We start from the raw sequence: 26138 nt of genomic DNA on the forward strand, positions 1-26138 counted from the left end.
GATAGTAGGTTGTGCGCCGTAGAAGGCAACACTCCACCGATCGCAAGGCTCACTACTTTGAAGTCGATAGGGGTGGCTTTAGAGGCCGGAGATTTTGCCCTCCTATAGGATCCTTATGGCTATCGTTAGCTACATAAATAACTCCGAAATATCGCTTGGAGCCATGGATTATCCAAAGGTACGGTCTATCTCACCAGCAGCCAGGGCGTAGAGGCGGTTGTGTTCTTTCAGGTTCGCCTCCCTATCACTTGAGACCAGACCCACGAAGACTTTAGAGGGGTTGTCCCTACTAAGGGAGAGTACCCTCTCGATGTCACTAAGTGAGTTCAAGGTGTCGACTTCTATATCCATCCCTCCTATTACGGAGCGCAGATCGATACCCTGAGGTGTACCGAAGAGACGCTCAAACTCTCCTCTTTCGAGTCTCTCGTGCTGGGACAAGAACGAGAAGATAGCGCCTCCTTCGTTGTCGGTCACAAATATCACTCCCCCTTGACCCTTTGAGTATAAAAGCGCAGTCAGATCATACAAAAAGGCAAGGTCTCCGATCAAAAGCACACTAAGACTCTTGGATCTCTGTCGACTCCAAGCATACGAAGCCCCAAAGAACGATGAGATTACGCCGTCGATACCGTTTGCGCCTCTGTTAGCCAATACCGAGACGGTGTTGTCTTTCATATCGGCAAAGAACTCTACGTCCCTAATCGGCATAGAAGACGAAACAAACAGCATATCGTTTGAGGTAAGTTGTGACACAACCTCTCTAGCCAGGTGCGCTTCACCAAGCGGGAGGGAGCTCCTCCGAGCCTGTTCAAGGTCAGCGTCCAAAACTTCTTGCACAGCTTGCTCACCTTTTTGCCAAAGCTCGATCCAACTGCCATCCTTCTCCTGGTTTTCCATAGATTCAATTGCATTGCACCAGCTGATAAGCGTTGCCTCTGGGTCACCGTCCAAAAAGACGCTTGTGTCTCTACCTGGATCCACTCTCACCCCCGGAGGCAACAAAGCGACGGTCGTAGCACAACCTCCTCTGGAGATAGAGGATCGGGACAAGAACTCACTTACAACCTTGGAGGCCTGAGGTTCTCCCACCTTTAAGATCACGTTCGGTACAGCCTTCTCAGCGAACACTTTTGATCTAAGCAGTAGATCTCCTCCGCGCACAAACGTTACTCCCTTATTTTTGGCCCCAAATCTGTGATCGATCAAAACAGGCCATCCAAGCAACTCAGAGATACGACAAAGCGTCGCCTCAGATACGAACGATCTGCCACCTGCTACTATCAGACCCCTTTTTTTTGGGTTGATCTCCTCTTCGACGATCTCCAGAGGAATCACCCCCCTCTTCTTGTAGGTCCTTGAAACTACGGTCTTAGTTAACAATGCTTCTAAGGCTTCTGACTCCCCTTCTTCTTGGTCGTAGAGGGGTTCAGCAAAGGGAAGGTTCATATGAACGGGACCAGCTCCTAAAAACTCATCGGTTGCACTTGCAAAGGCCTGTGCCGCTAAGGAGGTCCAGACCCTTATATCAGCGACCGATGGTGCCGAGAAGAGGATCTTTGAGTTGCATACATCGTCAAAGAGAGTGATCTGGGAGATGGTCTGCGGAGATGCTATACCTTGCAGCTCTGGAGGCCGATCCGAAGTCGCCACTAAAAGAGGGATCTTTGAGTGAAAAGCCTCCGTTATCGCTGGCCTTAGCTCCGTCGCTGCGGTGCCTGAGGTAGTGATGAGTAGCGTCGGACGCAGCGACACCTTGGAGATGCCCAGAGCGTAAAAACCTGCCGACCTCTCGTCTAGCTTCACATGAAGCGCAATCCTTGCCTCTCGGTTTGTCGCAACGGCCATCGGAGTAGAACGGGATCCAGGCGATATAACGGCATCGGTCACGCCGAGGGACGCAAGGGCAGAAACTAGGGTTGTAGCGAGAGCCATATTGACCCCATCGATAGACAGGACGGACTCTTTGGCATCGTTTGACATTAAAAGATCAAGCTCCTTTTGTCACATAGACTTCCTAGAAGTCGCTAGGACCAGTAAAACCACCACCACTAGGCTGGTATTCCTTCACGGCTTCTCCCAGCAACCCCAAGTATGGATGGCAACCGCACTACAGCTCTGTGATAAGTACCCAGCACGAGCGGATCTTGTATTTCTCCCAGGGCATGAAGGTTTAGACCACATGGCGACCAACAGAGAGGTTTTCCTCTTTGCGCTCGCAAAGTTTATAGGCGATGCACACGTTATCGCTTACTCCATGGGAGCAAGGCTTGTTCTATGGTCCCTGTCTCTCGCGCCTCGGATCGCAGAGCCATCCTCACTAACCCTTCTTAGTGGCCACAGTGGCCTGCAAAGTACTCATGATAGACCAAAGAGGTACAGCCAGGATCTGTCCCTTGCCCTTAGGCTCATGGAGATGGACAGGGATAGTTATCGTAGCTTTCTTATTGAATGGAACAAAAATCCAATCTTTGGCGAGCGAGTCCTCACGGAACGTGACCTCGACCTCAGAACCAGAGCTCACCCTCTCGGAGTCGGAAGCGCCCTGGCAGAGTACTCAACGGCGCTACAGCCAAACACGCTGTCGGCATTTAGAGAACTTGATTGCCCAAAGCACCTCTTCGTAGGGTCAAAAGATGAGAAGTATAAGATCATCGCGAACCAAATGATAAAGGCCGACCCAAGGGCCAAAGTGGAGGTGGTACAGGACTCTTCGCACGATGTTCTAGCAAGCGCACCAAGAGTTATCCTCTCTCATCTGGATAGGTTGTTGCATGAAGTCTAAAAAAGACTCGAATTCACTCTAGAGAATTACCTTAGACAAAACGACACCGAGAGACAGCAGCATCGACACGTAAAGCACAACCTTTGAGGTACCGCCCAAGACAGCTATGAGGTCTTTCCCCATACCACCTGAACGCACAACCTTTACCGCAGACGCAGCAGCAGGGATAGACACAAGAGATAGTAACGCAATAGGGTACCTAAAGGCCAAGGCGACGCAGAGAAGGTAGGACACCACCACTAAAGTAATGTAGAACACCCTGGTCCGAGAGTCGCCAAGACGAACCGCCAACGTCAACTTGTTGGTCTCTTTGTCAGTAGGAATATCTCTCAGGTTATTTGCGACAAGGACGGCGGTTATAAGAAGCCCCTCGACAACACCAGCGGCTACGACCTCTAGATCTACGGAGTTTGCCTGGACGTAAAAGGTGAACACGGTCTCTACGAGGCCAAAGAATAAAAAGGTGAAGACCTCGCCAAAGCCTAAGTACCCATAGGGCCTTTTTCCTCCCGTATAGTACCAACCTGCCGCAATCGACGCCATACCAACAAAGATCAGCCACCAGTGACTAAGAAACACAAGGATTAGACCAAAGACCGCCGCAACAAAAAACGATATGACCGCTGCGGCCTTTACGGATCTGGGTTCAAAGGTCTTAGAGGCCACAAGCCGCTTGGGTCCATTACGGTTCTCATCGGTGCCCCGAATCCCATCTGAATAGTCGTTTGCGTAGTTCGTCCCGATCTGCAGGAAAAGGGCGACGAAGACCGCAACAACCTCTTTGAGGAGATCGAAGTGTCCAGACCCATAGGCTAGAGCACCTCCAAGCACAGCTGGACCAACAGAGGCCGGCAAGGTACGAGGCCTCGAACCTGCCACCCAGTCTTTGAGATCTTGCCGAAGAGCCATAACTTTAGGGTCGTCTAGGGAACTTAGAGAAGTCAGGACGTCTCTTTTGCACGTAGGCGTCTCGACCTTCTTGGGCTTCTTCGGACATGTAAAACAACATTGTGGCGTCACCAGCTAACTGCTGCACCCCAGCTAGTCCCTCATCAGCCGCGTTGAAAGAGGCCTTCAGCATACGAAGAGCGATAGGCGAGAGCTCAAGCATCTCATGAGCCCACTTTATGGTCTCTTCTTCTAGTTTCTCTAGAGGTACGACCGCATTTACGAGGCCCCACTCATAGGCCTGCTGTGCGTCGTACTGCCGACAGAGGAACCATATCTCCTTGGCCCGCTTAAGGCCGATCGTCCTGGCAAGAAGACCTGCTCCGTACCCACCGTCGAAGCTTCCGACCCTTGGACCTGTCTGACCAAATCGAGCGTTGTCAGCTGCGATAGTTAAATCGCATACCAGATGGAGAACGTGACCACCACCAATTGCATATCCAGCCACCATAGCGATCACCGGTTTTGGCAGACGGCGAATCTGTACCTGGAGATCAAGAACGTTTAGTCGGCCTACACCGTGGCGCGCAACCTCATCGGACCCTATGTAGCCGTCGTCCCCTCGGATCCTTTGGTCTCCTCCAGAGCAAAACGCTAGTGGTCCTTCTCCTGTAAGGATAACCACACCCACAGAGATGTCGTCCCTAGCGAGACGGAATGCGTCTTCAAGTTCAAAGAGAGTCTGTGGCCGAAAAGCGTTCCTAACCTCAGGTCGAGCGATAGTGATCTTAGCTATCCCGTCACCGGACACCTCGTACCTTATGTCTTTATAACTTTTCACACTAGACCACTTCACAGAGTCAGACACCTTAGATCAACCCTCACTTTCGGTAGAGGTCGCAACGGCCAGATCTCTTGGAGCCCCGCATCAGAGGCTGCTTCTTTGTTATGAGATTTACGGCGAAAAGCGCTCTACTCCTTATAGCTTCAACTATGTGAACGAATTAGTAGCCATATTACTTCCAAGAAGCGACATACTAGTTTCGGCGATCGACTCGGTGATGCAAAGCGGAGATGCCTTTTGTGTGATCGATACTCGGTATCCGAAAAAGCAGATCGAGAGACTACTTAGCACGGCCGAACCCACCCAGATAATCGACGACCCTTCGCTCCTTCGAACGAGGCACGCTGGAGGGAGAAAGGTCGAGAACAAAGACGCCTATGTGGTATTTACCTCAGGGACCACGGGCGAACCCAAGGGGGTGGTCCATACACTAGATTCCATGCAGGCTTCCGCCAAGGCCACGAACCAGAGAATGGGGGTAGATCCTAGTAACGATCACTGGATCTGCGCTCTGCCTCCTAGTCACGTCGGAGGGCTCTCAATTATAACCCGTTCGCTTCTAAGTGGAACGAGGGTCAGCGTAATAGAGGGGTTCGACCAGGACGAGATCAAAAAGAGGCAGCGTGACGGCGCAAACCTCATCGCTGTCGTAACCTCAGCACTTAATAAGATTGAACCAAAAGACTACAAAGTCGTGCTACTTGGCGCTCAGGCACCCCCTTCAAATCTTCCCGATAACTTCCTCGTCACCTATGGAATGACAGAGACGGGATCGGGTGTGGTCTACAACGACTACCCTCTCCCAAGCGTTACGGTAAAGGAGGCTGAGGACGGTGAACTGCTAATAGATGCTCCGATGCTGGCGCGCTCCTATCGAGACGGAAGAGAGGTAAGAGGCGTAGATGGTTTCTATCGAAGCGGAGATGTAGGCTCCGTTGCTCCTGATGGACGGGTTAGTGTTGTTGGAAGAAGATCAGAGATGATCAACTCCGGCGGTGAGAAGCTGTTTCCAACACCTATAGAGCAGTCGATAGAGGCCCACCCTTCTGTGAAAGAGGCGGCGGTATTTGGCTACCCAGATCGCCGATGGGGAGAGGCGGTAGCCGCCGCTATCGTGCTAGTGGAGGGCACTAGAGCTCCCACGCAGGAAGAACTAAAGGAGCTCGTCTCAAACGACGTGGCTCCTTGGGCCTATCCCAGATACATCTTCTTCGTCGACTCCATACCAAGAACCCCTCTCGGAAAGATTCAGCGACGCGCTTTGGCCGAGTCTCTAATAGACAAGTCGCAGTAACCGTGGAGGTCACCACCGCATAAACACCAGAGACATAGCCAAGGTATGTCTCTTCAGATCCAGTGTTTGTAAAGACTGATCAATAGCTGTCGTTATCGTAAGAGTTGCTCATCGCCCGAGAGACATCTCGCCTGAAGGCTACATCTAGAGGCTCAGGCAGGAGCGGTATACATCGATATGGTAGTTGAACGATCCTCATAGGCAGGTCTTTGCAAGAGATACATCTTGGCCGTAGCTCCGAGAGAACCATCGTGGAAAATCCAAGACATCCATTGACATTTGCAGGTGGGGAGATGGATGAGGCTGGGTAGCCCAGCGACTAGGGGAACTATGGAGTTTAGGTGAGAATTAGTACTTTAGATCCAGATACAAATCACGTCTATGGCCTCTGCGCAGCTCTATCGATCTCCCGACCCCCATCTTTAGCATGAGTCTCACACAAGTAGGGCTCCGCCATCGACCACTAAGTTGGCTCCCGTAATCCACTCAGACAGCGAGGATGCCAGGAACAAGGCAGTGTTTGCAATGTCAGGAGTCTCTCCTATTCGCCGAAGTGGCAGAGTTGAGGCTAACGCCTCTTCGTAGCTGTCGACGAGCACCTTGGCCATATCTGTCCGTACAAGACCGGGAGCGATCGAATTCACCCTCACCTTAGGTCCCATCTCTGCGGCTAGCTGTTTGGTTAGGTGGATGACCGCCGCCTTAGAGACGTTGTAGAAACCGATACCGCTTCCTACCGACATCCCACCTATCGAGGCTATGTTAATCACCGTTCCACCTGTGCCGTCTTTCCAGTGAAGATCCCAGACCGCTTGCGTCCAGCGCATCAAAGAGACTACATTCACCGTCAGAATTTTCTCCATCTGTTCTTTGGAGACGGTGAGGATCGGACCATAGTGAGGATTGGTCGCAGCGTTGTTGACAAGGATATCGAGCCGTCCCATCTCAGAGATCACCGACTCTACGACAGAAAATGGAAGATCGAGGTCTGAGGCGTTGCCAACCCTGTAACTTATCCTCGCAAGCGGAGCCACCTCCAAGATCTCGTCTCGAGCTTTGATGAGAGACTCTTCTCGCCTGGAGAAGATAACGACGTCCGCTCCGGCAACAGCAAAGGTCTTGGCGATCTCGAATCCTATTCCTCGTGATCCACCGGTTACAACTGCCACTTTTCCAACTAAAGAGATGTCCATCGGACTAGTGTAACCAAGCTAGCAGAGCTTCTCCCGTCACCCATGAACAGTATCTAAAGCAACCCAAATGATGGTCTATGAAAAGCGACGTTCAGATACTTCCATCTCTCTCCACGACAAGCACCTTTGCCACGCCCTCGGGATAGGCAACATGATGGGTCCCTTCAGATGCAAAAAATATATCTCCTACGCGTAGTTGCGCGACCTCTTCCTTATCATGGTCTATCTAGTGCATGTTTAGAGCACCTTTTAGGACCACAAAGATCTCATCGCTGTAGTTGCCATGTTAGACATAAGGAGCGCTTGGATAATGGAGTTTCCTAGACGCAGCGTTAGTCACGGCGATGGGAAGTGATCCCTAAGGATTAGCTGAGCTAAAGTCACTGATTCGTACTGTTTCCAATCTCTTCCCCATCGACAGATACATCTGCACGCTTTGGACTGAAGCGAAAAGCTGAACCAGAGCTTCAAAGCTACCAAAGTCCGCACATCTCAAAAAGCTCGCAGCTAACGATCGCAAATTATCATCTAACCTTGAACTATGCACGATAACGACCAGCCGCAGGGAGCTTCCGCAAAGAGATTAGAGGGGGCTTTGTCTCCCTATCTACAGCATCATGCCCACAACCCAGTTGACTGGTGGCCGTTCTCCGATGAAGCACTACTAGAGGCAAGGACAAAGGATCTACCGCTATTTATATCGATAGGATACTCATCGTGCCACTGGTGTCATGTCATGGAGAACGAGTGCTTCGAAGACATCGAGGTAGCGGCTCTAATCAACTCGACCACTATTCCGATAAAGGTCGACAGAGAGGAGCGGCCGGACATCGATGCGATCTACATGGAAGCCTTGCAAGCGATGTCCGGCTCTGGGGGTTGGCCCATGACCATCTTTGCCACCCCCGATGGAAGGCCCTTCTTTGCAGCCACATACCTTCCAAAACACCCCAGAGGCTCTATGCCCGGACTCATGCAGATACTCGAGGCGGTTTCAAAAGCTTGGAACGACCGACGAAGCGAGCTAATAGACGAAGCAGAACGGATCACTAAAGCCATAAGAGCTCGTTCTACCTATGCCGGCGCATCCATAAAGGTCGACGAATATAACGATCCTTACGAAGCGGTGCAGAGATCCGTCTCTGAGTTCCTAAGCGTATACGACAAAGAGTGGGGCGGCTTTGGACGAGCCCCAAAGTTTCCCCAACCTGCCGTTGTTGAACTCCTGTTGAATCACTTCAGGGTAACAAAAGACCACACCGCCCTAGATGCAGCGACGCATACTCTGGACAAGATATATCGGGGTGGAGTCTTTGACCACATAGGCGGCGGGCTTTTTCGCTACTCGACTGATCGGTTCTGGATAGTACCACACTTTGAAAAGATGCTATATGACCAGGCGGGCCTTCTGCGAGCGGCCACCTCTCACTACCTTCTAACCAAGGATTTGGCCGACCTTTACGTAATCAACAGGATCCATCACTACGTTTCACAGACCCTTTATCGAGGCGATGGGGCCGTCTACTCTTCGCAGGATGCAGACTCTGAAGGCGAAGAAGGAGCCTACTACCTCTTTAGGGAGGCCGAGATCGAGGAGGTGCTCGGGGAAGATGCCGCTAGCTTCATCGGGGACTTTGGTGTAACCAAAGCTGGAAACTTCGAGGGAAGCAATATCTTGCACCGTGGTCCCGACGGACCGATGGTACCTTCAGAGGCGACCGCTAGGTCAATTGCGCGTCTTGAGCAGTACAGGCGACTCAGAGTGCCTCCCGAGATCGACAAGAAGGTGTTGACGGAGTGGAACGCTATGTGGGCAGGTGCTTTGTTTTACGCTGGCAGAGCTTTAGGGCGTCCTGACTTCATTAAAGAAGCCACAGAGGTCCTTCACTTCCTTCTTGAGAACCACTGCAACGAGAGCTTCAGCCTTATACACTCCTCTTACGAAGGAAGTAGCTCACCAGGCGGTTACCTTTCAGACTACGCTCATATCTCGTCGGCTCTGCTTGAGGCTTTCTTTGCGACCGCCGAACATCGATACGTAGATCTGGCTAGCTCTTTTGTTCGCTTCGCTATCGATCACTACTACGACACCGATGAAGGTGGATTCTACCTAGCAGATAAGGAAACCACGCTAATCGCCAACCCTAAAGAGATTCTCGATGGAGCAACACCATCATCTAACTCAGTACTGCTAAGAAGTATCGTTCGTATCGCCAGAGTCACAGACGATCCGACCCTGAACTCCGTCCTTCAAAGCTGCATAAGTTGGGGCAAGAAGGTTGCTCAACACTCAGCGTCAGGAACCGCAACCTTTGCACTGGCCGCCTATGAAGCTGAAGGAGGGTTAAACGAGCTTGTGATAGGAGATCAAGCCCCGAACGACCTGATCGAGTCGGTAAAAAAGATGTATCTCCCAAATACGCTGCTGTGTATAGGATCCTTCGGAGAAGGTCCTTTGTACGAAGGTCGTGACGAAAGGTATGCATACCTATGTGAAGGATACTCCTGTAAACAACCTACACAGGACTTAGACGAACTAGAAGGGATGTTAGGTTGATCCAGCAGAAGCCAGAGGCCGACAAAAAGAGGTCTGGGGGTGGCGAATATATATGGCTATCTTTGATAGGCGACGAGCACCTTCTCCTAGACAAGGCTGGTTCAAGGGTCGTACGGGTTTACCTGACGCAACGAAGTTTCGATGACTCTGTTTTAGGTACAGGTTCGCTCGTTGATCTTGTAGACATCAGAGACGACACCATAACCGACCAGGCCAGACCAGAGCTCATAACGGCCCGGGACTTTTTCTTCTACGATAAAAAACCTCTATCTATGCGTAGACTGAGGAAGAGTCTTAGGTCTGTATCTCTTAGTACCTCAAGTCCCCCGCTTTGGCGTCATGGACTTTCCACCTCATACTCTCTGTTCGATGGTTCAACCCCTTCGGTCTGTGTAGTACATCTTGAGAACAAGGTTGCAATCTTTAAAGACGGCCGGGACAATAAGGATCATATCGGCTTTAAATGGAACGGTGTCTTTCAGAGCTACCCTCTCTCTGAAACTTTAAGATCGAAGCTCAAAGTAGAGGTTGTGGACCGCATGATCAGCAAGAAGCAGATAAAACTGCTCTTAGGTTTTTATCCATCCTTCCTCGTCCTAGCCTATACAACCCCGGAGGAAGGGTACTGCAAGAAACTAGCCGTGGCACTACTGTAAGAGTAGGTCATCTCATATCTTCAACTAACCTAACTACCGCACAAGAGAGATTAGCCCAGCGTCACCCCTGTGATATGATCTTTCGAGAAAGTTCGATGTACATCGAAGAACCTCGGCGAAATAGCCATATCGTTACATAGATCGCCACACCTAAGACCCCAATGAGCGCTACTGCCTCGGCATTGACCCCAAATACAGCCGCCACACCTAGGACCGATCCAACTACCGACACTGCAAAGAAAGGTAGCAGGGTTCCCCAAATCGTAACCCGGCTTGACCAGCTAATTGGGTTGTCTCTTGGAAAATACAGGACTCCCGCTATCGCAACGGTTCCCACTACATAACAAGCAAGTGCTACGGAGGCGCTTCGAATCAGATCGGAAAGAGCACCCACGTTCACAAAGACGACAAGGGAGATGACAGATCCAAATAGGGATGTTACCGCCAGCCAAAATACAAAGAAGTATGCGATCGCCCCTGTACCTATCGGTGTGAGGATGAGAGTCGGAGTCAGTCGAAAACTCCACAAAGACACGCTGCGCAGAAGGGATATCGATGAGAACAAGGCCAGAAAAAGCTCAGGGGCGTCAAGCGGCCGAGAAAGGCCAATTATCAGCATCAGCGCCAGCGGGGAAAGGTAAGAAAAGGCCACAGACATACCGACCGGATCCCGGACGATCGATCGCAAAAAAGCGCTGAGCTGTGCAGCAAAGCCCTCTCGGCGGCTCATTACCTCCAGAATCAACGAGCCGGGGTTTACAGCAGTGGTTACATAGGAGGAGGCTGAGTTTCGTCTTCTTGTAGTCCTTTGCTCAGTCGGCTTTAGAGTTGCTCGACCGAGTTTGGACATCGCAACCTGAAGAAGAACAACCGCCACCGACAGATGTAGTAGCGCATAGAGGAAGGTAAGCCAGATCGGACGACCCATAGCGATCGATATCAGTGATCCCTGAGGAAAGAGACATAGCCATGTGTCGTAAGGATGGAGATAGGCACCCAGCCTTGTAAGAGCGACTCCACCTCCCAAAGACCCTATCGTTGCCCCATAGATCCCAAGTAGGGGCAAAGTAAGCAGTGTTATCAACAAGCTTTGGATCCCACCTTTTGTGTGCCTTATAACAGCCACACTGAGCAGGATTACCACTGCCAAGCAGCTAGCTACCAGGGACAGCGTTTCGCTCAAAACCAAGACATAACCATAAAGGGGATCTCCAATCTCGTAGAGGAGATAGACTCCGATTGCAACTGAGATAGTAAAAGATACCAATACAGGATTTAGGGTTGCTCCCAGGAGATAGGCTAGGTTGAACCTTCCCCGATGGATCGGCAGCAGCTTAGCCACCATGGAATCCTGACGCATCGATACCACATTTACAACGGTTCGAACCGCCGCGATCAAGTTGGCCAACACCGATAGGTCTACAAACACCACGTATGCAACGCTACGTTGAGTCAGACCGTGAAAGTTTCGGCTTGGCTGCGAGACAACGAAAGAGACGATCACTAAAGCAAGCACTATCAGCAGGCCGAGAGAGATGAAAAACCGGATGGCTACAGATCCCGTCCCACCGTTAGTCCTACCGCCCCTTAGAGTCGAAACCACCACGGACTGAGCAAGTAGCCAACTCGAGTAGGTACTAAGCGGCGCCTTAGTCCCCCGTTGGTACATCTTCAGGATCCGTTAGAGCAAAGAAAACCCTTTCAAGATCAGCCTTTTCGTCTACGGAGGCCTGATCTCGAAGGTCGTCGAGTATTCCAGAGCCGATAACCCTTCCAGCTTTCAGAACAGTCACCCGATCTACCACCGACTCCACCAACTCAAGCAGATGGCTTGAAAATACTATTGCAAGACCCTCCTCCTTAAATTTACACAACAGATCCTTGACTTTACGTATCCACATCGGATCGAGCCCTACTGTAGGCTCATCCAGAAGAAGAACCTTTGGGCGTGCGACTAAAGCTAGAGCAAGAGCCAGTCTCTTCTTCATCCCCCTCGACAACTCTTCAACTCTTGAATCTTTTGTCTCTAAAAGACCGACCAAGGACAAGACCTCCTCTGCCCGATCCTTCGAAGCACGTCCAAATCCAAAACAACGTGCAAAGAGCGAGGCGTGCTCGAAGGCGCTTAGGTTGGGAATGAAGATCGGTTCGTCAGCGACAAAACCAACCAGCGCTTTGATCGACTCGGGTCTGGGCCATACCGCTTTGCCACAAACATAGACGTTCCCTGACTTAGGTGGTACTAGTCCTGCCAATATGTTCAGGGTCGTTGTCTTTCCAGCTCCGTTTGCACCTAACAAGCCGTGGATCTCCCCAGCTTCAACGTTTAGAGAAAGACCATCTAAGACAACCTTGTCTGCATAGCTTTGATACAACGACTCAGCCACAAGCAAGTCGATGGAGATTGACATAGACTCTACTCTACATGGTAAGGCGGGCGCCGATCAAGCACGTAAAGGAGCAGATCGGTAACCACTTACGCCATCTTTACAGCCGTCGTTCCGAGCTGGCAAGATTTTTGGGGGTGCTAAGATGACGAATAAGGGGAGGAGACATGACAAAGGTACCTTATTGGTTTGGATCACTACCGACCATCGACGAGGTCGCAGACGAAGACGTAAAAGATACAGTCGTAAAGGTCACCGAGCGATCGGGCTTTACCCCAAATGTTTTCTTAGCACTGGCTAGGCGCCCTGAAGAGTTCCGGGCTTTCTTTAGGTATCACGACGCACTCCTAAATGCCGAGGGGTCTTTATCCAAGGCAGAGAAGGAGATGATTATCGTCTCGACCTCTGCAGCTAACAACTGTATGTACTGCGTCGTCGCACACGGCGCTATCCTGAGAGTCCGCTCTAAGGACTCTATAATCTCAGATCAGCTTGCAGTTGACTTTGAGAAGGCGGATATTACAGCACGAGAACGTGTAATGCTTCGCTTTGCACACAAGGTCTCACTACACGCTAACGAAGTAGTTCCTGATGACTTTGAACCTCTATACGAACATGGATTTAGTGATGACGACATCTGGGTGATCGGATCTCTCGCAGCCTTCTTTGCCCTCTCGAACAGACTTGCTGGCTTCTCAAACCTGCTGCCGAACCGTGAGTTTTACGCCATGGGGAGATAGATACACATGATTACTGGCTCATCTCAGATACTTGTCTGAGTTGGCGGCACCAAGACGCTTGGACCCTCGCCTCTTTAGAATCCTATAGCCACCCACAGCCGCCACGGCTATAGCTCCTATCTCAAGGATGTGAAAGGCTAATGAGGCGAATGAAAGCACTATTGACCCGACAAAGAGCACCACAACTACTGCAGCACCAGCCATAAGAAGCTTTTTCATCATTCACTTACCTACTTTCTCTAGAGGCACCTGCCGATATATCCTTCGTTACCAAAAAAGGCGTGTCGGAGTACTTACGAATAAAGGTTATGGCGCCGGCAATCATGATTCCCGCCAGTACTAGCGATACCATCTGCTTCTCCGCCTCGATCTTCTGCCCATACGCAACACCCCAAAGAACCAACCAAATGCAAGCAAAGGGAATGCAAAGTGTAGAGCTGGCGCAGCAGCAAACATTAGTGTTGTCAAGATTGGAAACATAAAGATTGCCAAGGCAACCATCGCCACAGAGCCTCCCCCTACGAGCCGCCTTTGCGGCTCGCTTGGATAGGTAGGGTACATCATGGCCAGTGGTTTCGACTCTGCGACGTACCCACCGAGACGCTGCACCAACTCCTCCCCTTTTGGAAGATCGACCACTAATTCCATAAGATCGCTATAGGTCACGGACCGATGCACTCTCTCAAGTCTGTCCTCAAACTCTGAGAGATCTAAACGCCCTTCTCGGTAAGCGATCTGTAGGTGTGCCTCCACCTCGACCCTGTCGTCTTGAGAGGCTCTTAAGCTCATCCAATCGTTAGCCATAAGATTCAATATAGCGAATCGAAAAAAATATTTCATGAGAGTCATCTAGATCCTTAGAAGAACACTTGGATCTTGATTAGCTACCAGATCCAAGATGGACTCTGTGGCTTCAAAGAAATTAGTACTCTTATACGACAAGCGTGCATAAGTATGCGGATCAGCTCAGGCGCCACGCGCTATAGATAGCTTCACTTCTCAATTTCTAAGCTTGCAGCGGGAAAACTCAAGTAGAACCAACCATTTGGGTTAGCGACTGTGGTAGCCTTGAAGTATTCAGGCAACCGAATAACGCAAGTGAGAAGCCTAACCCTGAAAGGAAAGGCTATGGGCAGAAATCCAGATCCAAATCGAAAGCGGGAGCTTGTTCAGGAGTCGATTCCATACATTCTTACAAACGGAGTCGCCACTTTGAGTCTCAGGCCACTAGCGGCACATCTAGACACCTCGGCGCGCAATCTCCTATACCACTTTGGAACCTCTTCTAGACTGCTGCAGCTCATAATGGATGAACTAAAGACACAGGAACTAGAGTCGCTTGCAGAAGTGATAGGAGATGCAAAAGATGCTTCGGAAGCATCCCATATCATCGAGACACATGTCAAACGTTACAAAGACACCTTTAAGGCCTACGTCGAGTACGCTCTCTCAGTTCCCTTTGACACCTTGCACCGACGCAAATACCTCCAGGAGATAGTGAACGTGTGGACCGAAACCCTTAGCATGAAACTGCCTAGATCGGTATCGGAGTCCGGCTTTGTAGAAGCTGAGATTCGGGCGGTATTTGGGGAAATCCTTCTGTCTTTAGCGCTTACTGAAGATACAGCACAAAACCTCTAGACGCTTGCACATTGATAGGAAAAGAGACGAACCTGCATCTTCGTTGATGTGCTCACTTTAACTCAACGCCCTCTTTTATCGAGAAAAACACCTTATCACCCACCTCAAACCTGGAAGGTGACTCAAGATCTGCAACCACCTCATCGACTAATCCCTCGACTGACAGCAGAACTCTAACTCTTTTGCCCAAGGTCGTACAGAGACTGACCCGAGCGCTAGCCACGAACAGCATCTCTTTTTGGAACAAACCAGCATCTTTCTCATAGCGCACGTCTATCGCATGGGCCCTTACCCCAAGAGCACGGGTATCTTCCGCTAACTCACAGGTCACCTCGAAGTCCAAGGTGTCTAGGTACTCACGGGGAAATACGTTATCGATACCCACTACCGCCGCTGTTTCGATCCTCCCTGGTTCGTCAAACACCTCGCTTGCACCACCAGATGAGACCTTCTCTCCGTTTGAGACACAGAGTATCTCCTCGCAAAGGATGACCGCTTCTTCTGGGTCGTGGGTAACGAGAATAGAGGAGACACTTCTTTGCTGTAGCCACAGAGCAACCTTCCTCTGGACTCTTTTCCTAAGGGCAAAGTCCAATGCAGAGAAGGGCTCATCCATCAGAACAAGATCTGGATACACCAAAAATGCACGGACTAGGGCAACAAGCTGGCGCTGCCCTCCTGAAAGTTGTCTCCCTTCCCGATAAAGAAGGTCTTTCACGCCAAAGTGATCGACAAGCTCAAAGAGGTGGTCTTGACTCACCCCATTTTCGCGCCTGATCAACTCTAGTTCTTCGTATACCCGATATCCCCTTGAGAGATAGGAGACTTGAGGAACCCAGCTAACACGGTATGGGCCAAGATATCCCGCCCTGGTCGTTCCTTTTGACTCCCCGATCTGGAGATAGCTTGTACTCGACACCTCTTTGAACAACGATGCTCCAGCGAGATACGATATAGCTAGCGACTTCCCTGAACCTGAAAATCCCAAAATAGACAGAGCCGCAGAGCCAGAGTGCGAGAGCCTTAGCGAAAAACCATCTACAGAGCCCTCTATGGAAAACGAGATGGGATGTGGCGCAGTTGGTGTTGGATCCTTGAGCCTTTTCTTCTCCCTCTTCATCCTCCAAAGTAAAGCCCTAGGAGATGGGATAGAGAGGAAGAACAACGATCCCAAAGCTCCAAACAACAACGTGACCAGCACTGTGCCCACGGCGGAAGGGACTCCGAAACCTGAAAACTGTACATAGGTGAAGATCGGAAGAGAGTAAGGGTGATACGCCACCAAGATCGTTGCTCCGAACTCCCCAAAAGCCCTCAACCACCCGAGTGCTAAAGCACTTCTAAGCTGGGGCCAGTTCTCCACAGACGCAAAGTACAAAAATGCCTTCGTCTTTGAAAACCCTAGCGTCGAAGCGACGGCCGCCGATAGTGGTCCATCGGCTTTGAACGCTGACCGGGCGATCTCAAAGACGAAAGGCAGGGAGACGAACAACTGAGCGAGCGTAACGGCAGCAAATGAGTTTACCAAAGACCCATTGAACGCTCTTCCCACCAAGGTGTAGGGACCAAATGCCAAAAGGAGCATAACACCTGCAACCAAAGGAGGAAGTCCCAGGGGTAGACGGATAAGATTCCCAAGCAGTCTCATAAAGCTCGAGGACGAGGTCGCAACTAGGTACGCCAAAGGGATCGCAAGGACGGCGTCTAATACAGTTGCAAGAGTAGTAGCACCGACAGATACATAAGCCGCAGAAGAGACACCGGCAAAGGTGATCTCCCGCCAGTTTGACGCAACGAAGAAGAAAAAGGCCGCCATAGGAACAGCGATGTAGAGCACCCCAAGACTTGACAGAACTCCGAGCAGACCCTCCTTGTGGCCCAAAGACTGCTTTGAGGTTTTCAACCCTTTATTCAACCTCCCACGATTGAGCGCAGTGCCGCAGGTAGATCACTTTTTGAACCAGAGAGCTTTGGAGCGGTAACCGTCAATCCGACTTCCTTTAGAAGTTTTTGACCTTCAAAAGAGTACAGGAACTGAATAAAGGACGAGGCCCCGGCACGATGTGGTGACCCCTTTACCACAGTAACGGTAAAGGTCGCGCCAAGGTTCACACCGGTCGAGATAGTGGGGATCTTAGCTAGTGCAGCTTCGTTGGAATAGAAGAAGCCGGCGTCTAACTGACCAGCCTCAAGCCGTGACACAAGGGTCTCCTCCGGAAAGACCTGAGCGGGGTTCTCCGTAGAACCAAGTATGTTGGATGACAAAGAAGGGTCGTGCAACCGTGCTGCCTCTACATCGACCAACTTGATCGTCAAGACGCCTTTTGGATCAAGCTTAGGGTCGGTTCGACCCAGGAGAAATCTCTTCTCTTGCATAACCTCGTACCATGGTTTGGTCTTTAGCTGTTGCACGAAAGAAGAGTGAGGGTTGTACCCAATTACCAAGGGTGCCTTAGCTAGATACAGATACCAGTTAACCCAGTTTCCATTTGCGGAACCCTCTAAGGTCTTATCGACCTTGGGAGAGGCCGATATAAACACATCAGCTACCTCCACCTCGTCTTTGATCTCATTCGCCAGTGCAGAAGCACCGCCTGGTAGACCCTGAAAGGTAAACCCAGTCGCTCTATCGAAAGCAGGGGCAATTACCTTTGTCATAGCTCCTACCAGCGAACCTGCATAGAGGACATCCACCGGACCAGATCCTTTTATGATAGATAAACTCACCGGCGCACTGGAACTTGAAGTGGTCGAAGAAGCAGCCGGTGCACCGTTTCCACATGCACTTACAACAACGCCACCAAAAAGCAACGAAGACAGTGCCATGAATCTAAACGAAGACAAAGAAGCTAATCCCACCTATCTAACCTTTCAACTATATAAAACGCAATATGCCAAACCGCTAGCGGTACCCAGACAGAGCAGTAAGCTCAAGTCGGAATCTTCGCGATGAGACGGTCTCCCCTACCTTTTCAACCAGGGAAGGATCCACGGCCTTGGGATCGTAGAGAAGTCGACTCTTTTGCAGGTCTATGGTTGTAAATTCAAGCGTGCGTGCTTTTGCGGCTGCTAGAGATGTCACTCCAACGTCCGCCAAAGAAAGAGATAGAGCAGACGCAACCTGTTCGTGATCCTTCAGTGAGAGATACCTTCCAAAGACTCCGCTGGGTTCACAACCATCCAAGGAGGGGTGCATGCTAAGAAAGTCAAAGACACCCGACCCCTTGGGGCGACCAGCAAACACAACACTTGTACCAACTAGATCTTCAAGAGATCTTCCACCTCTATAACCCGGACGAAAGGCTAGGACGAGCTCCCATTCAGAGAGCGGGAGCTCACTTAGCCCTTCAAAAGTGAAGTCTTTCGTGCAGGAGTGATGCATCACAGCGAAGTGAGCTTCATGAGAGAGAAGGCAGGATAGTGCTTCTGTATTAGTCCTATTCATCCAACGATGATGGGTCTTTGTGGTCGTATCTTCTAGGTAGCTCGATAAAAGTCCGAGCACTGGATCACAACCGCTAAAGAGGACCGAGTCCCAGCCGGTTGACATGACCTCTCGAATCTCTCCATCTTTTACCACTCCCATAGCGTCCGCACAGGCAGAGAGATCGCCTAGCTCAACCCCAACCTCGACATACCTTCGCTCTCCCGCTATATCTACCACCATGAGTCTCTTTGCCACTGAGGCTGTAGCGACAGCTTTTTGTCGGCCGGGCTCTAAGAAGAGTTCTTCCACAGAACAGCCGAGAACACTCGCCACCTTCAGAGCAACATCAACCCTAGGAGTCGCACTTTTGGACTCAATTGCTACGTATGCCTGACGCGACACCCCGACCGCTCTAGCTACCTCGGCCTGGGTCAGGCTCAGTCTCTCCCGTCTCTCCCGGATGCTCGTCACACGAGAGATACTAGCATTTTTGTCAAGCCGACACGACAGCATTGTCGCTTTTGTCATGTCTACATGACATATCTCAATTAATCCGCTAGGACTTCCTCCACGTATGAAGCGTAAGCCATGAGTTCCAGGTCGTAGCCAAACCGACCGACTAGCTGGACACCGATCGGATACGATTCATTTGAACCTCGATAGGGTACGGTCGCAACAGGTACTCTCGCCATGTTGAAGGGGTAGGTAAACTGCACCCAGTTGACCTCGCTTACCTCTTCACCTAGATCCTTGTCTAAATGAGGCGGGAGTTGGGCGGTAGTCGGAGTTACTAAGAGATCGTACCCTTTCATCTTTTCTAGCAGCCTCTGGTAGATGGTGCCACATAGGTACTGAGCCTCTAATAGCTGATCAGCCCTCAGATCGATGACAGATTCAAGCCATCTTCTACTAAGAGGCTCAATCGTCTCCCACCCCAAAGCGTCATCTAAATCACTACGGAGCGATGCAAGCGTATAAGTCAGGGCCATAGTCATATAGGGATGTACTGGATCTTCTTCAAAGAGGTCTTCGCACCAGGTGACCTCTACACCGTTGTTAGATAGGTCTAGTACCGCCTCTTCAAAGAGAGAAGAGACCTCCTCCGATACGTTGCCATAACCAAGCGTCTTTGAGGCTAAGACAGATGAGGGCATCTTTCGAGAAGCCCAGTTCATGTAAAAAAATCCTTTTGGAAGCGGCCGGCTCTTAAAGTCACGTAAGTCTGGACCAGCTACCTCATCGAGCAGGTACGCCACCTCTTTTAATGTCGATGCCATCGGCCCAACCGATGAGAGGTCGCTCCAAGATCCTCTCGCCAAGGCTGTAGGGACCACCCCGATAGAACACTTAAATCCCGATAGGCCACACGCCGCAGAGGGTATGCGTATAGAGCCTCCACCATCAGACCCTGTTGCGAACGGCACCATCGATGCTCCAACAGCGGCGGCAGAACCCCCAGACGAACCCCCTGCGGAGCGAGATAGATCCAATGGACTTCTGACGGAACCAAAAAGAGCGTTGTTAGTCTCGGACCTAAGACCAAACTCTGGAGTATTCGTCTTTCCGACAACGATCGCCCCTTGTCGGATGAGCCGCTCAACCATGGGGGAAGACGTCTTCGACCTCTCTGTTCTTACATAGAGTCTTGAACCCTTTGTGGTCACAAACCCCTCTGCGTCTTCTAGGTCCTTTACTCCAAAGGGCAGCCCAAGAAGTCGTCCATAGGCCCTACCTGAAACGACCTCCTCGTCGATGAACCTCGCCCTGTCAAAAGCCCGATCGATATCAAGAGCTGTAAAGGCCTTGTAGGTGGGGTTCCTTTCAGCGATCTCTTTGCCTGCTGCCTCCACCAACTCCCTAGCAGATAGCTTTTTACTGTTTACCAAGTCGACAAGTTCAACAACGTCTAGTCCTAAGAACACAGTCGCTTACCCATAAAAGAAAGAGGTGAACAAGGTCTTCGCGTCAACTCGGCTGAGTCCCATGTACATGCAAGTTGGCGATCGAGTCGCACCTGCGACCTCCGGCTTAGTCAACTATCCCTGTGGAGGAAGGAGGCCGTCCGCTAGCTTCTCAGCCATCGCCCAGCCAAAGACGACCAAAGAGTCGCAGTTGTCGCCGTCTACCCCCTCAAAGAACTGTCCATATCCGCTTAGGTCCCTGTTTCTTAGATCTCCATAGACCAAGTAACCAACCGCTGAGGCGTCGCCTTTTATTACAAAGGTCTTGTCGTCTAGCTGTGACTCAGCACCGTAACGCTTCGCAAGCCTTCTAGCCCAAGCTCTCTCCTCGCCGGTAGGCTTGTGCGAGGGTCTGGGGACGATATCTTCGAGGCCACCGTAGAGATCATATCCGTCAGGAGAGACCATTCGCACCCCGACTAAGACGTCCTCGTCCGGAAAGGCTAAGAGAGCCTTTCTGTACTGCTCCGCAAGCAACTCATAGAGGTAGTCCTTCTCATAGTCACCCTGTTTGGTTACTGAGAGTCCGATCAAGATACAAGGGGTTCCGCCGATTCTCTCAAGGGTGTAAAAGACAAACCCACAGAGTTCACCATCTTGGCGAATGTAGGAACACAGCACCCAGTCTTCACGCAGTTTTGAAAGGAACCCTATATCAAAACCAGCTCCCCTAGATAAAGCGAGCTCTGCGAAGCCTGCAAGTTCTGCGTCTCCCACAGTGATTGCGTCGCCGGTCGTTACGTCAATAGCCATTTTTGAGCTACTCCTATTTTCCGTGAACGTTACCCTCCATGCTACCACTGTTTGCGCTACTTCGCAGTAGCTAAGGGTCACAATAGGGATATCGATACCTCAGGCGAAAGACTGGGCTCCGAATAGTTCCCTTACAGCCCCAACAAAGTTAGGAGAACCATCGACCCAAAACTCCTTGTCAAGTAGGAATACCTTGTCGTCGACGCTCAGCCTGAGTGGAATGTCTCCTTTGTGTTCAACGATTAGAGACTTTAGACGCTCCAGGGACTCTAAAGAGGCCTGCACCTTAGATAGACTTATTCTTTGCACGACCGGTGGGATCTCCTGGTTGAGTTCGAGCACCTTGAGTTCAACAGCGACGAGCTTGGCCTCTTCTTCACGGGTGTCAAGCTTTCCTTTTACCAAGTACGCCGTGTCTTCTTCAAGAATGTGACTGAACTCGGCCATGGTCTTTGGAAACACAAAGACATCGATCTGTGACTCAAGATCTTCAAGTACAAAGTTTGCCATAAGTTCTCCCCGCTTAGTGTAACGTCGAGAGAGTGCTGTCGCAATTCCAGCAACGGTTACGATCTCTTCTTTCGATCCCGACTCAACCTGCTCTTTTAACGAATGGATAGTGGTCGAGGCGCTCCGTCTCAACACCTCCTCGTATCCCTTCAAAGGATGGTTCGAAACGTATAGACCAAGCATCTCTTTCTCATAGGCGAGGAGCTCTTTTTGACCCCATTCTTCCCTTGGAATCTCGATCTCAAGCGTAGGTATAAACTTATCGTCCTCATCGATTGGATCAAAGAGCGAAAAGACTCCCTTTGCGGCCTGTCTCTTCATATCGAGTGCCTTGGAGATCGCAGACTCATAGACGTTGAGGAGCCCCTTACGACTAGAGCCTAAAGAGTCGAATGCTCCCGCCTTGATCAAGGACTCTACGGCCCGCTTGTTCAACACCACCGGATCTGAGCGCATGACAAAGTCTGCAAAGGACTGATAGGGTCCGTTTGCTTCACGTTCCCCAACTATCAGCGAGACGAGGGCTTCGCCTACGTTTCTAATTGCAGCCAAGCCAAAGGAGATCCCGAGCTTTTCGTCTTGGGTCTTGACAACGGTAAAGTCTGCCATGGAGGCGTTGACATCTGGTACCAGCACCTCTATTCCTTGTGCAGATGCCTCATTTAGGTAAAGGGCTGTCTTGTCCTTATCATCTTTGACCGAGGTTAAAAGTGCAGCCAAATACTGGACCGTGTAGTTTGCCTTTAACCAAGCGGTCTGATAGGTGACAAGACCGTAACCATAGGAGTGACTCTTGTTAAATGCATAGTCTGCAAATGGCTCAATGATATCGAACAACGCAGTCCCTAGCTCTTCACCGTAACCGGTATCGATACAGCCCTTCACGAACTTTTCTCGTTCGGCTGCAATTAGAGCCCGAATTTTCTTCCCACAAGCCTTTCGCAGGTTGTCCGCTTCCTCGAGGGAGTAACCAGCAAAGCGCTGGGCCACCCTCATCACCGACTCCTGGTAGATCATAAGTCCGTAGGTGTCGCCCAAGATCGGCTCTAGGTCTGGATGGAGGTACTCGATCTCTTTGCGTCCATTTTTCCTATCCGCATAGTCGTTGTGCATGTTTGCGGCCATTGGGCCTGGACGATAAAGGGCTATCAAGGCTGCAACATCGCGAAACTCTGTTGGCGCCAAAGACCGGACCAACGTGCGCATCGGACCACCTTCAAGCTGGAACACACCGATAGTATCTGCCCGCTGCAACATCGCAAAGGTCTTAGGGTCATCTAGAGGTATGTGGTCTAGATCTGGACGGACTCCGGTAGATGCCTCGATTACATCTAGAGCTCTTTCTATCACAGAGAGTGTTCGTAGACCCAAAAAGTCCATCTTCAACAGACCTAGTTCCTCTACGCCGTGCATCTCGTACTGAGTCACGATCGGGGCTAGCTCAGGATCAACCCCGGGATCAGGTTTGCGCTGTATCGGAAGGTATTCGGTAAGTGGTTCGTTCGTAATCACCACTGCTGCGGCGTGGATTCCGTCTTGTCGCCTCAGACCTTCAAGCCCTTTGGCCAGACCTACGACCTTCGCAACGTCGGGATCGTTGGCGACCATCTCTCTGAGCTCAGCCGCCATCTTGTATCCGTCTTCGTAGCCGTCCTGAGGTTCGAGACAAGCCGCAAGTGGCGTGTCTCTTCCTAGAATCAGTGGTGGCATCGCCTTGGCTATCTTGTCTCCGATGCTGTAAGGCAGTGCTAGAACACGAGAGGCGTCCCTCACCGCTGCTCTCGCTTTGATGGTTGAGAAGGTCACGATCTGAGCAACGTGGTCAGAGCCGTAGCGCTCGGAAGCGTAGCGTATCATCTCCGAACGGAAACGCTCATCGAAGTCCATGTCGATATCGGGCATCTGCTTGCGTCCCGGGTTTAGAAATCTCTCAAATAGAAGGTCGTACTTGATCGGATCAAGATCTACAATTCTAAGACAGTAAGCCACGCAGCACCCTGCCGCCGAGCCTCTCCCTGGTCCAACCCTGATTCCACTGCTCTTGGCGTGCGCGATTAGATCTCCAACAACCAAGAAGTAAGCAGAGAATCCCATATCAGAGATGACCCGCAGCTCATATTCGATCCTATCGAGAACCTCCTGAGGAACTGGGTCTCCGTAACGTGCCTTTGCGCCTTCCATAGTTAGATGCCTTAGAAACGCACTCGCCGAGCTTTCGTAGCTATCCGATTGAAACTGAATAGGAACCTCAAACTCAGGGAGCTTGGGATGCCCGAACTCGATCTCAACGTTGCATCGTTCTGCTATGGCTAAGGTGTTGTCGCAAGCCTCTGGAACCTCTCTAAATAGCTCCCTCATCTCAAGAGCGGACTTCAGATAGTGTTCTTCACCCTCAAAGCGAAATCTTTTTTCATCAGATAGTCGGGCACCTGTTTGCACGCACAAGAGCGCGTCATGCACCACTGCGTCCTCTCTTTTTGTATAATGCGAGTCGTTAGTCGCCACAAGAGGAGCACCAAGTGCTTTCGCTATCTCAATTAGCTGTGGATTGGTTCTTCTTTGTTCTATAATCCCATGGTCTTGCAGCTCGATAAAGAGGTTCTCTCTTCCAAAGATATCTTGCAGACGTCCTGCTATCTTCTTGGCACCCTCGAAGTCATCCCTTAGGAGGGACTGGAGCACTAGACCGCCAAGGCACCCTGTGGTTGCGATCAGACCTTCATGGTATCGCTCTAGCAACTCCCAATCGATGCGAGGCTTGTAGTAATATCCCTCTAGATACGCAAGAGACGATAGCTGTACCAAGTTCTTGTAACCGGTGTTGTTCTCGGCGAGAAGAATCAGGTGGTAGTAAAGCTTCTCACCACCTTCTCCCTCCCCACCGCCATCATCTATCCTGCCGCGTCTCGTGGGGCGTTCACTTCGGTGCTCCTGGGCCATGTACGCCTCGATCCCAATGATTGGATTTATACCAAAGGAGCGAGCGGATTTGTAAAAGTCCAAAACTCCGTACATGTTTCCATGATCAGTTATTGCAAGCGCCGGTTGGGAGTCTGCACTGACCGCCTTCATCAGGTCTTTTACCCTCGCTGCTCCGTCGAGCATTGAGTACTCTGTGTGGGTATGTAGGTGAACGAAAGAATCACTGCCCATTGAATCGCTCCGAAGTCTAAAGGTGTCTGTAACCACAATAAGACCCAGGCTGCGTTATCCACATTTGGAAAGATCCAATACTTGATAAAGAGAGCTTCTAGTCCCGCTAGAAACACAAAACCGATAAAGCCCTTGCAATCTGGAGCTACATGCGCCTTTCACAATGTCGACATTTGCGATAACATCGACGTGAAGCGCAAATCTGCGAGCAATTGGAGGGGATATGAAAACGCAAGCTGCCGTATTATGGGAGATGAACGCTCCTTGGAGCGTCGAGGAAGTAGAACTCGACGACCCAAAGCCGAACGAGGTTAGGGTAAAACTCGCCTCTTCTGGTCTTTGCCACTCCGATGAGCACCTCGTTACCGGTGATCTGCCTTCCCCCCTTCCTATAGTTGGAGGACATGAGGGAGCAGGAGTCGTAGAAGCCGTTGGATCCGCTGTAAAGAACATCAAAGAGGGTGACCATGTAGTTCTTGGGTTCATACCCTCCTGTGGAAAGTGTGAAGCGTGTTCAAAGGGTTACCAAAATCTCTGTGAGATGGGGGCTTACATACTCTCAGGGGAGGAACTCGCCGGTGGTCAACGAGTCCACACAAGAGGTGCTGACATCGGGACCATGTGCTGTTTAGGGACTTTTTCACCCTACGTCATAGCGCACGAAGACTCAGTCATCAAGATAGACAACGACGTGCCGCTCGACAAGGCGTCTCTGGTTGGCTGCGGAGTAACAACAGGAGTGGGCTCGGCCATATACGCCGGTGGAGTCAAAGCCGGAGACACAGTAGTAGTTGTGGGCTGCGGTGGAATTGGCTCCAACGCCATCCAGGGAGCGAGGATCGCCGGGGCCGCAAAGATAGTTGCGGTGGACCCCGTTCCTTACAAACTTGAGCAGGCAAAGGTCTTTGGAGCAACACACTTTGCAAAAGATCTCTCTGAGGTGCAGTCCTTTATGGGAGATCTGACCAGAGGGAAGATGGCAGACGTAGCTATTATAACAACCGGAGTCGGAACAGGAGATCTCGTCGCACCCACCATGGCAGTTGTCGGTAAAAACGGCACCGTGGTGGTCACCGCCATTGCACCTTGGAGTCAGAACGAGGTGTCGCTCTCTTTATTGGATATGACCCTTTATCAAAAACAGATCAAAGGATCTCTTTTCGGATCTGCAAATCCACGAGCCGACATACCGAAACTACTTTCGTGGTACATGTCGGGAGTCTTGAAACTAGACGAACTAGTCACAAAGACGTACTCGCTGGACCAGATAAACGAGGGTTATCAAGACATGCGCGACGGCAAAAATATCAGGGGGATGATCCTTTTTGAATAATAAAGACGTCACTTCG

22 protein-coding genes are annotated in these 26138 nt (G+C 50.8%); 7 read left to right on the plus strand and 15 right to left on the minus strand.

Annotated elements, in window-relative coordinates; genetic code table 11:
- Window positions 1–168: 168 nt before the first annotated feature.
- Complete coding sequence (menD, locus tag BUA24_RS00350; protein ID WP_072787619.1) at window positions 169–1983, minus strand: 2-succinyl-5-enolpyruvyl-6-hydroxy-3-cyclohexene-1-carboxylic-acid synthase; 1815 nt, start codon at window positions 1981–1983, stop codon at window positions 169–171.
- Between menD and BUA24_RS00355 the strand changes: the two genes are divergently transcribed.
- Window positions 1967–2785 carry an alpha/beta fold hydrolase gene (locus BUA24_RS00355; protein WP_072787621.1) on the plus strand — a complete coding sequence of 273 codons (819 nt, stop codon included), beginning with the start codon at window positions 1967–1969 and terminating at the stop codon, window positions 2783–2785. The two genes, menD and BUA24_RS00355, sit on opposite strands and share 17 nt — an antisense overlap.
- A gap of 18 nt (window positions 2786–2803) precedes the next feature.
- Here BUA24_RS00355 and BUA24_RS00360 read toward each other — a convergent pair whose 3' ends face one another.
- Window positions 2804–3694: a 1,4-dihydroxy-2-naphthoate polyprenyltransferase gene (locus tag BUA24_RS00360; protein ID WP_072787623.1), complete on the minus strand. Its 891-nt coding sequence runs from the start codon at window positions 3692–3694 to the stop codon at window positions 2804–2806.
- A gap of 4 nt (window positions 3695–3698) precedes the next feature.
- Window positions 3699–4541 carry a 1,4-dihydroxy-2-naphthoyl-CoA synthase gene (menB, locus tag BUA24_RS00365; protein WP_072787625.1) on the minus strand — a complete coding sequence of 281 codons (843 nt, stop codon included), beginning with the start codon at window positions 4539–4541 and terminating at the stop codon, window positions 3699–3701.
- Between the two features lie 127 nt (window positions 4542–4668).
- Here menB and BUA24_RS00370 point away from each other — a divergent pair, with 127 nt between their 5' ends.
- A complete protein-coding gene (locus tag BUA24_RS00370; RefSeq protein ID WP_072787626.1) occupies window positions 4669–5811 on the plus strand; it encodes a class I adenylate-forming enzyme family protein in 1143 nt (380 codons plus the stop codon).
- A gap of 434 nt (window positions 5812–6245) precedes the next feature.
- On the opposite strand, the gene BUA24_RS00375 is transcribed toward BUA24_RS00370, so the two are convergent.
- Window positions 6246–7004, minus strand: coding sequence for an SDR family oxidoreductase (locus BUA24_RS00375; protein ID WP_072787628.1), 759 nt, complete (start codon window positions 7002–7004; stop codon window positions 6246–6248).
- Window positions 7005–7545: 541 nt separating this feature from the next.
- On the opposite strand from BUA24_RS00375, the gene BUA24_RS00385 reads away from it, so the two are divergent.
- Together BUA24_RS00385 and BUA24_RS00390 are read left to right on the plus strand one after the other, a co-directional pair.
- Window positions 7546–9561 carry a thioredoxin domain-containing protein gene (locus BUA24_RS00385; protein WP_084660020.1) on the plus strand — a complete coding sequence of 672 codons (2016 nt, stop codon included), beginning with the start codon at window positions 7546–7548 and terminating at the stop codon, window positions 9559–9561.
- Window positions 9558–10217 (plus strand): hypothetical protein, encoded by a 660-nt coding sequence (locus BUA24_RS00390; protein ID WP_072787634.1) that lies wholly within the window; start codon window positions 9558–9560, stop codon window positions 10215–10217. Before BUA24_RS00385 ends, BUA24_RS00390 begins: the two co-directional genes overlap by 4 nt.
- A gap of 61 nt (window positions 10218–10278) precedes the next feature.
- Here the strand turns inward: BUA24_RS00390 and BUA24_RS00395 are convergent, their stop codons facing one another.
- Together BUA24_RS00395 and BUA24_RS00400 are read right to left on the minus strand one after the other, a co-directional pair.
- Window positions 10279–11886, minus strand: coding sequence for a hypothetical protein (locus BUA24_RS00395; RefSeq protein WP_072787635.1), 1608 nt, complete (start codon window positions 11884–11886; stop codon window positions 10279–10281).
- Window positions 11867–12628 (minus strand): ABC transporter ATP-binding protein, encoded by a 762-nt coding sequence (locus BUA24_RS00400; protein ID WP_072787637.1) that lies wholly within the window; start codon window positions 12626–12628, stop codon window positions 11867–11869. The genes BUA24_RS00395 and BUA24_RS00400 overlap by 20 nt, the downstream gene beginning before the upstream one ends.
- A 143-nt stretch (window positions 12629–12771) precedes the next feature.
- On the opposite strand from BUA24_RS00400, the gene BUA24_RS00405 reads away from it, so the two are divergent.
- Window positions 12772–13344, plus strand: coding sequence for a peroxidase-related enzyme (locus tag BUA24_RS00405; protein WP_072787639.1), 573 nt, complete (start codon window positions 12772–12774; stop codon window positions 13342–13344).
- An 18-nt stretch (window positions 13345–13362) separates the two neighbouring features.
- Here the strand turns inward: BUA24_RS00405 and BUA24_RS00410 are convergent, their stop codons facing one another.
- The 3 genes from BUA24_RS00410 to BUA24_RS00415 are packed head-to-tail and all read right to left on the minus strand — an operon-like array spanning window position 13363 to window position 14148.
- Window positions 13363–13566 (minus strand): hypothetical protein, encoded by a 204-nt coding sequence (locus tag BUA24_RS00410; RefSeq protein WP_178138644.1) that lies wholly within the window; start codon window positions 13564–13566, stop codon window positions 13363–13365.
- A gap of 4 nt (window positions 13567–13570) precedes the next feature.
- Window positions 13571–13696 (minus strand): hypothetical protein, encoded by a 126-nt coding sequence (locus tag BUA24_RS13060; protein WP_272867267.1) that lies wholly within the window; start codon window positions 13694–13696, stop codon window positions 13571–13573.
- Window positions 13684–14148: a DUF1707 SHOCT-like domain-containing protein gene (locus BUA24_RS00415; protein WP_178138645.1), complete on the minus strand. Its 465-nt coding sequence runs from the start codon at window positions 14146–14148 to the stop codon at window positions 13684–13686. Before BUA24_RS00415 ends, BUA24_RS13060 begins: the two co-directional genes overlap by 13 nt.
- A 324-nt stretch (window positions 14149–14472) precedes the next feature.
- Here BUA24_RS00415 and BUA24_RS00420 point away from each other — a divergent pair, with 324 nt between their 5' ends.
- Window positions 14473–14985: a TetR/AcrR family transcriptional regulator gene (locus tag BUA24_RS00420; protein ID WP_072787645.1), complete on the plus strand. Its 513-nt coding sequence runs from the start codon at window positions 14473–14475 to the stop codon at window positions 14983–14985.
- Window positions 14986–15037: 52 nt separating this feature from the next.
- Here BUA24_RS00420 and BUA24_RS00425 read toward each other — a convergent pair whose 3' ends face one another.
- From BUA24_RS00425 to dnaE, 6 genes are all read right to left on the minus strand, one after another.
- Window positions 15038–16888, minus strand: coding sequence for an ATP-binding cassette domain-containing protein (locus tag BUA24_RS00425; protein ID WP_143146298.1), 1851 nt, complete (start codon window positions 16886–16888; stop codon window positions 15038–15040).
- Window positions 16889–16896: 8 nt separating this feature from the next.
- Window positions 16897–17844, minus strand: coding sequence for an extracellular solute-binding protein (locus BUA24_RS00430; protein ID WP_084660021.1), 948 nt, complete (start codon window positions 17842–17844; stop codon window positions 16897–16899).
- Window positions 17845–17887: 43 nt separating this feature from the next.
- Window positions 17888–18883, minus strand: a complete 996-nt coding sequence (locus BUA24_RS00435) for a helix-turn-helix domain-containing protein (RefSeq protein WP_178138646.1) — start codon at window positions 18881–18883, stop codon at window positions 17888–17890.
- A gap of 77 nt (window positions 18884–18960) precedes the next feature.
- On the minus strand, window positions 18961–20334 hold the full coding sequence (locus BUA24_RS00440) for an amidase (RefSeq protein ID WP_072787651.1): 1374 nt from the start codon (window positions 20332–20334) through the stop codon (window positions 18961–18963).
- Between the two features lie 114 nt (window positions 20335–20448).
- The gene (locus BUA24_RS00445) at window positions 20449–21126 is read right to left on the minus strand and encodes a hypothetical protein (RefSeq protein ID WP_072787652.1); all 678 of its coding nucleotides are present in this window, start codon (window positions 21124–21126) and stop codon (window positions 20449–20451) included.
- A 99-nt stretch (window positions 21127–21225) separates the two neighbouring features.
- On the minus strand, window positions 21226–24789 hold the full coding sequence (dnaE, locus tag BUA24_RS00450) for a DNA polymerase III subunit alpha (protein WP_072787654.1): 3564 nt from the start codon (window positions 24787–24789) through the stop codon (window positions 21226–21228).
- A gap of 223 nt (window positions 24790–25012) precedes the next feature.
- On the opposite strand from dnaE, the gene BUA24_RS00455 reads away from it, so the two are divergent.
- On the plus strand, window positions 25013–26122 hold the full coding sequence (locus tag BUA24_RS00455; protein ID WP_072787655.1) for an NDMA-dependent alcohol dehydrogenase: 1110 nt from the start codon (window positions 25013–25015) through the stop codon (window positions 26120–26122).
- The last annotated feature ends 16 nt before the right edge of the window (window positions 26123–26138 follow it).

This window comes from Ferrithrix thermotolerans DSM 19514, assembly GCF_900128965.1.
Lineage (GTDB): Bacteria > Actinomycetota > Acidimicrobiia > Acidimicrobiales > Acidimicrobiaceae > Ferrithrix > Ferrithrix thermotolerans.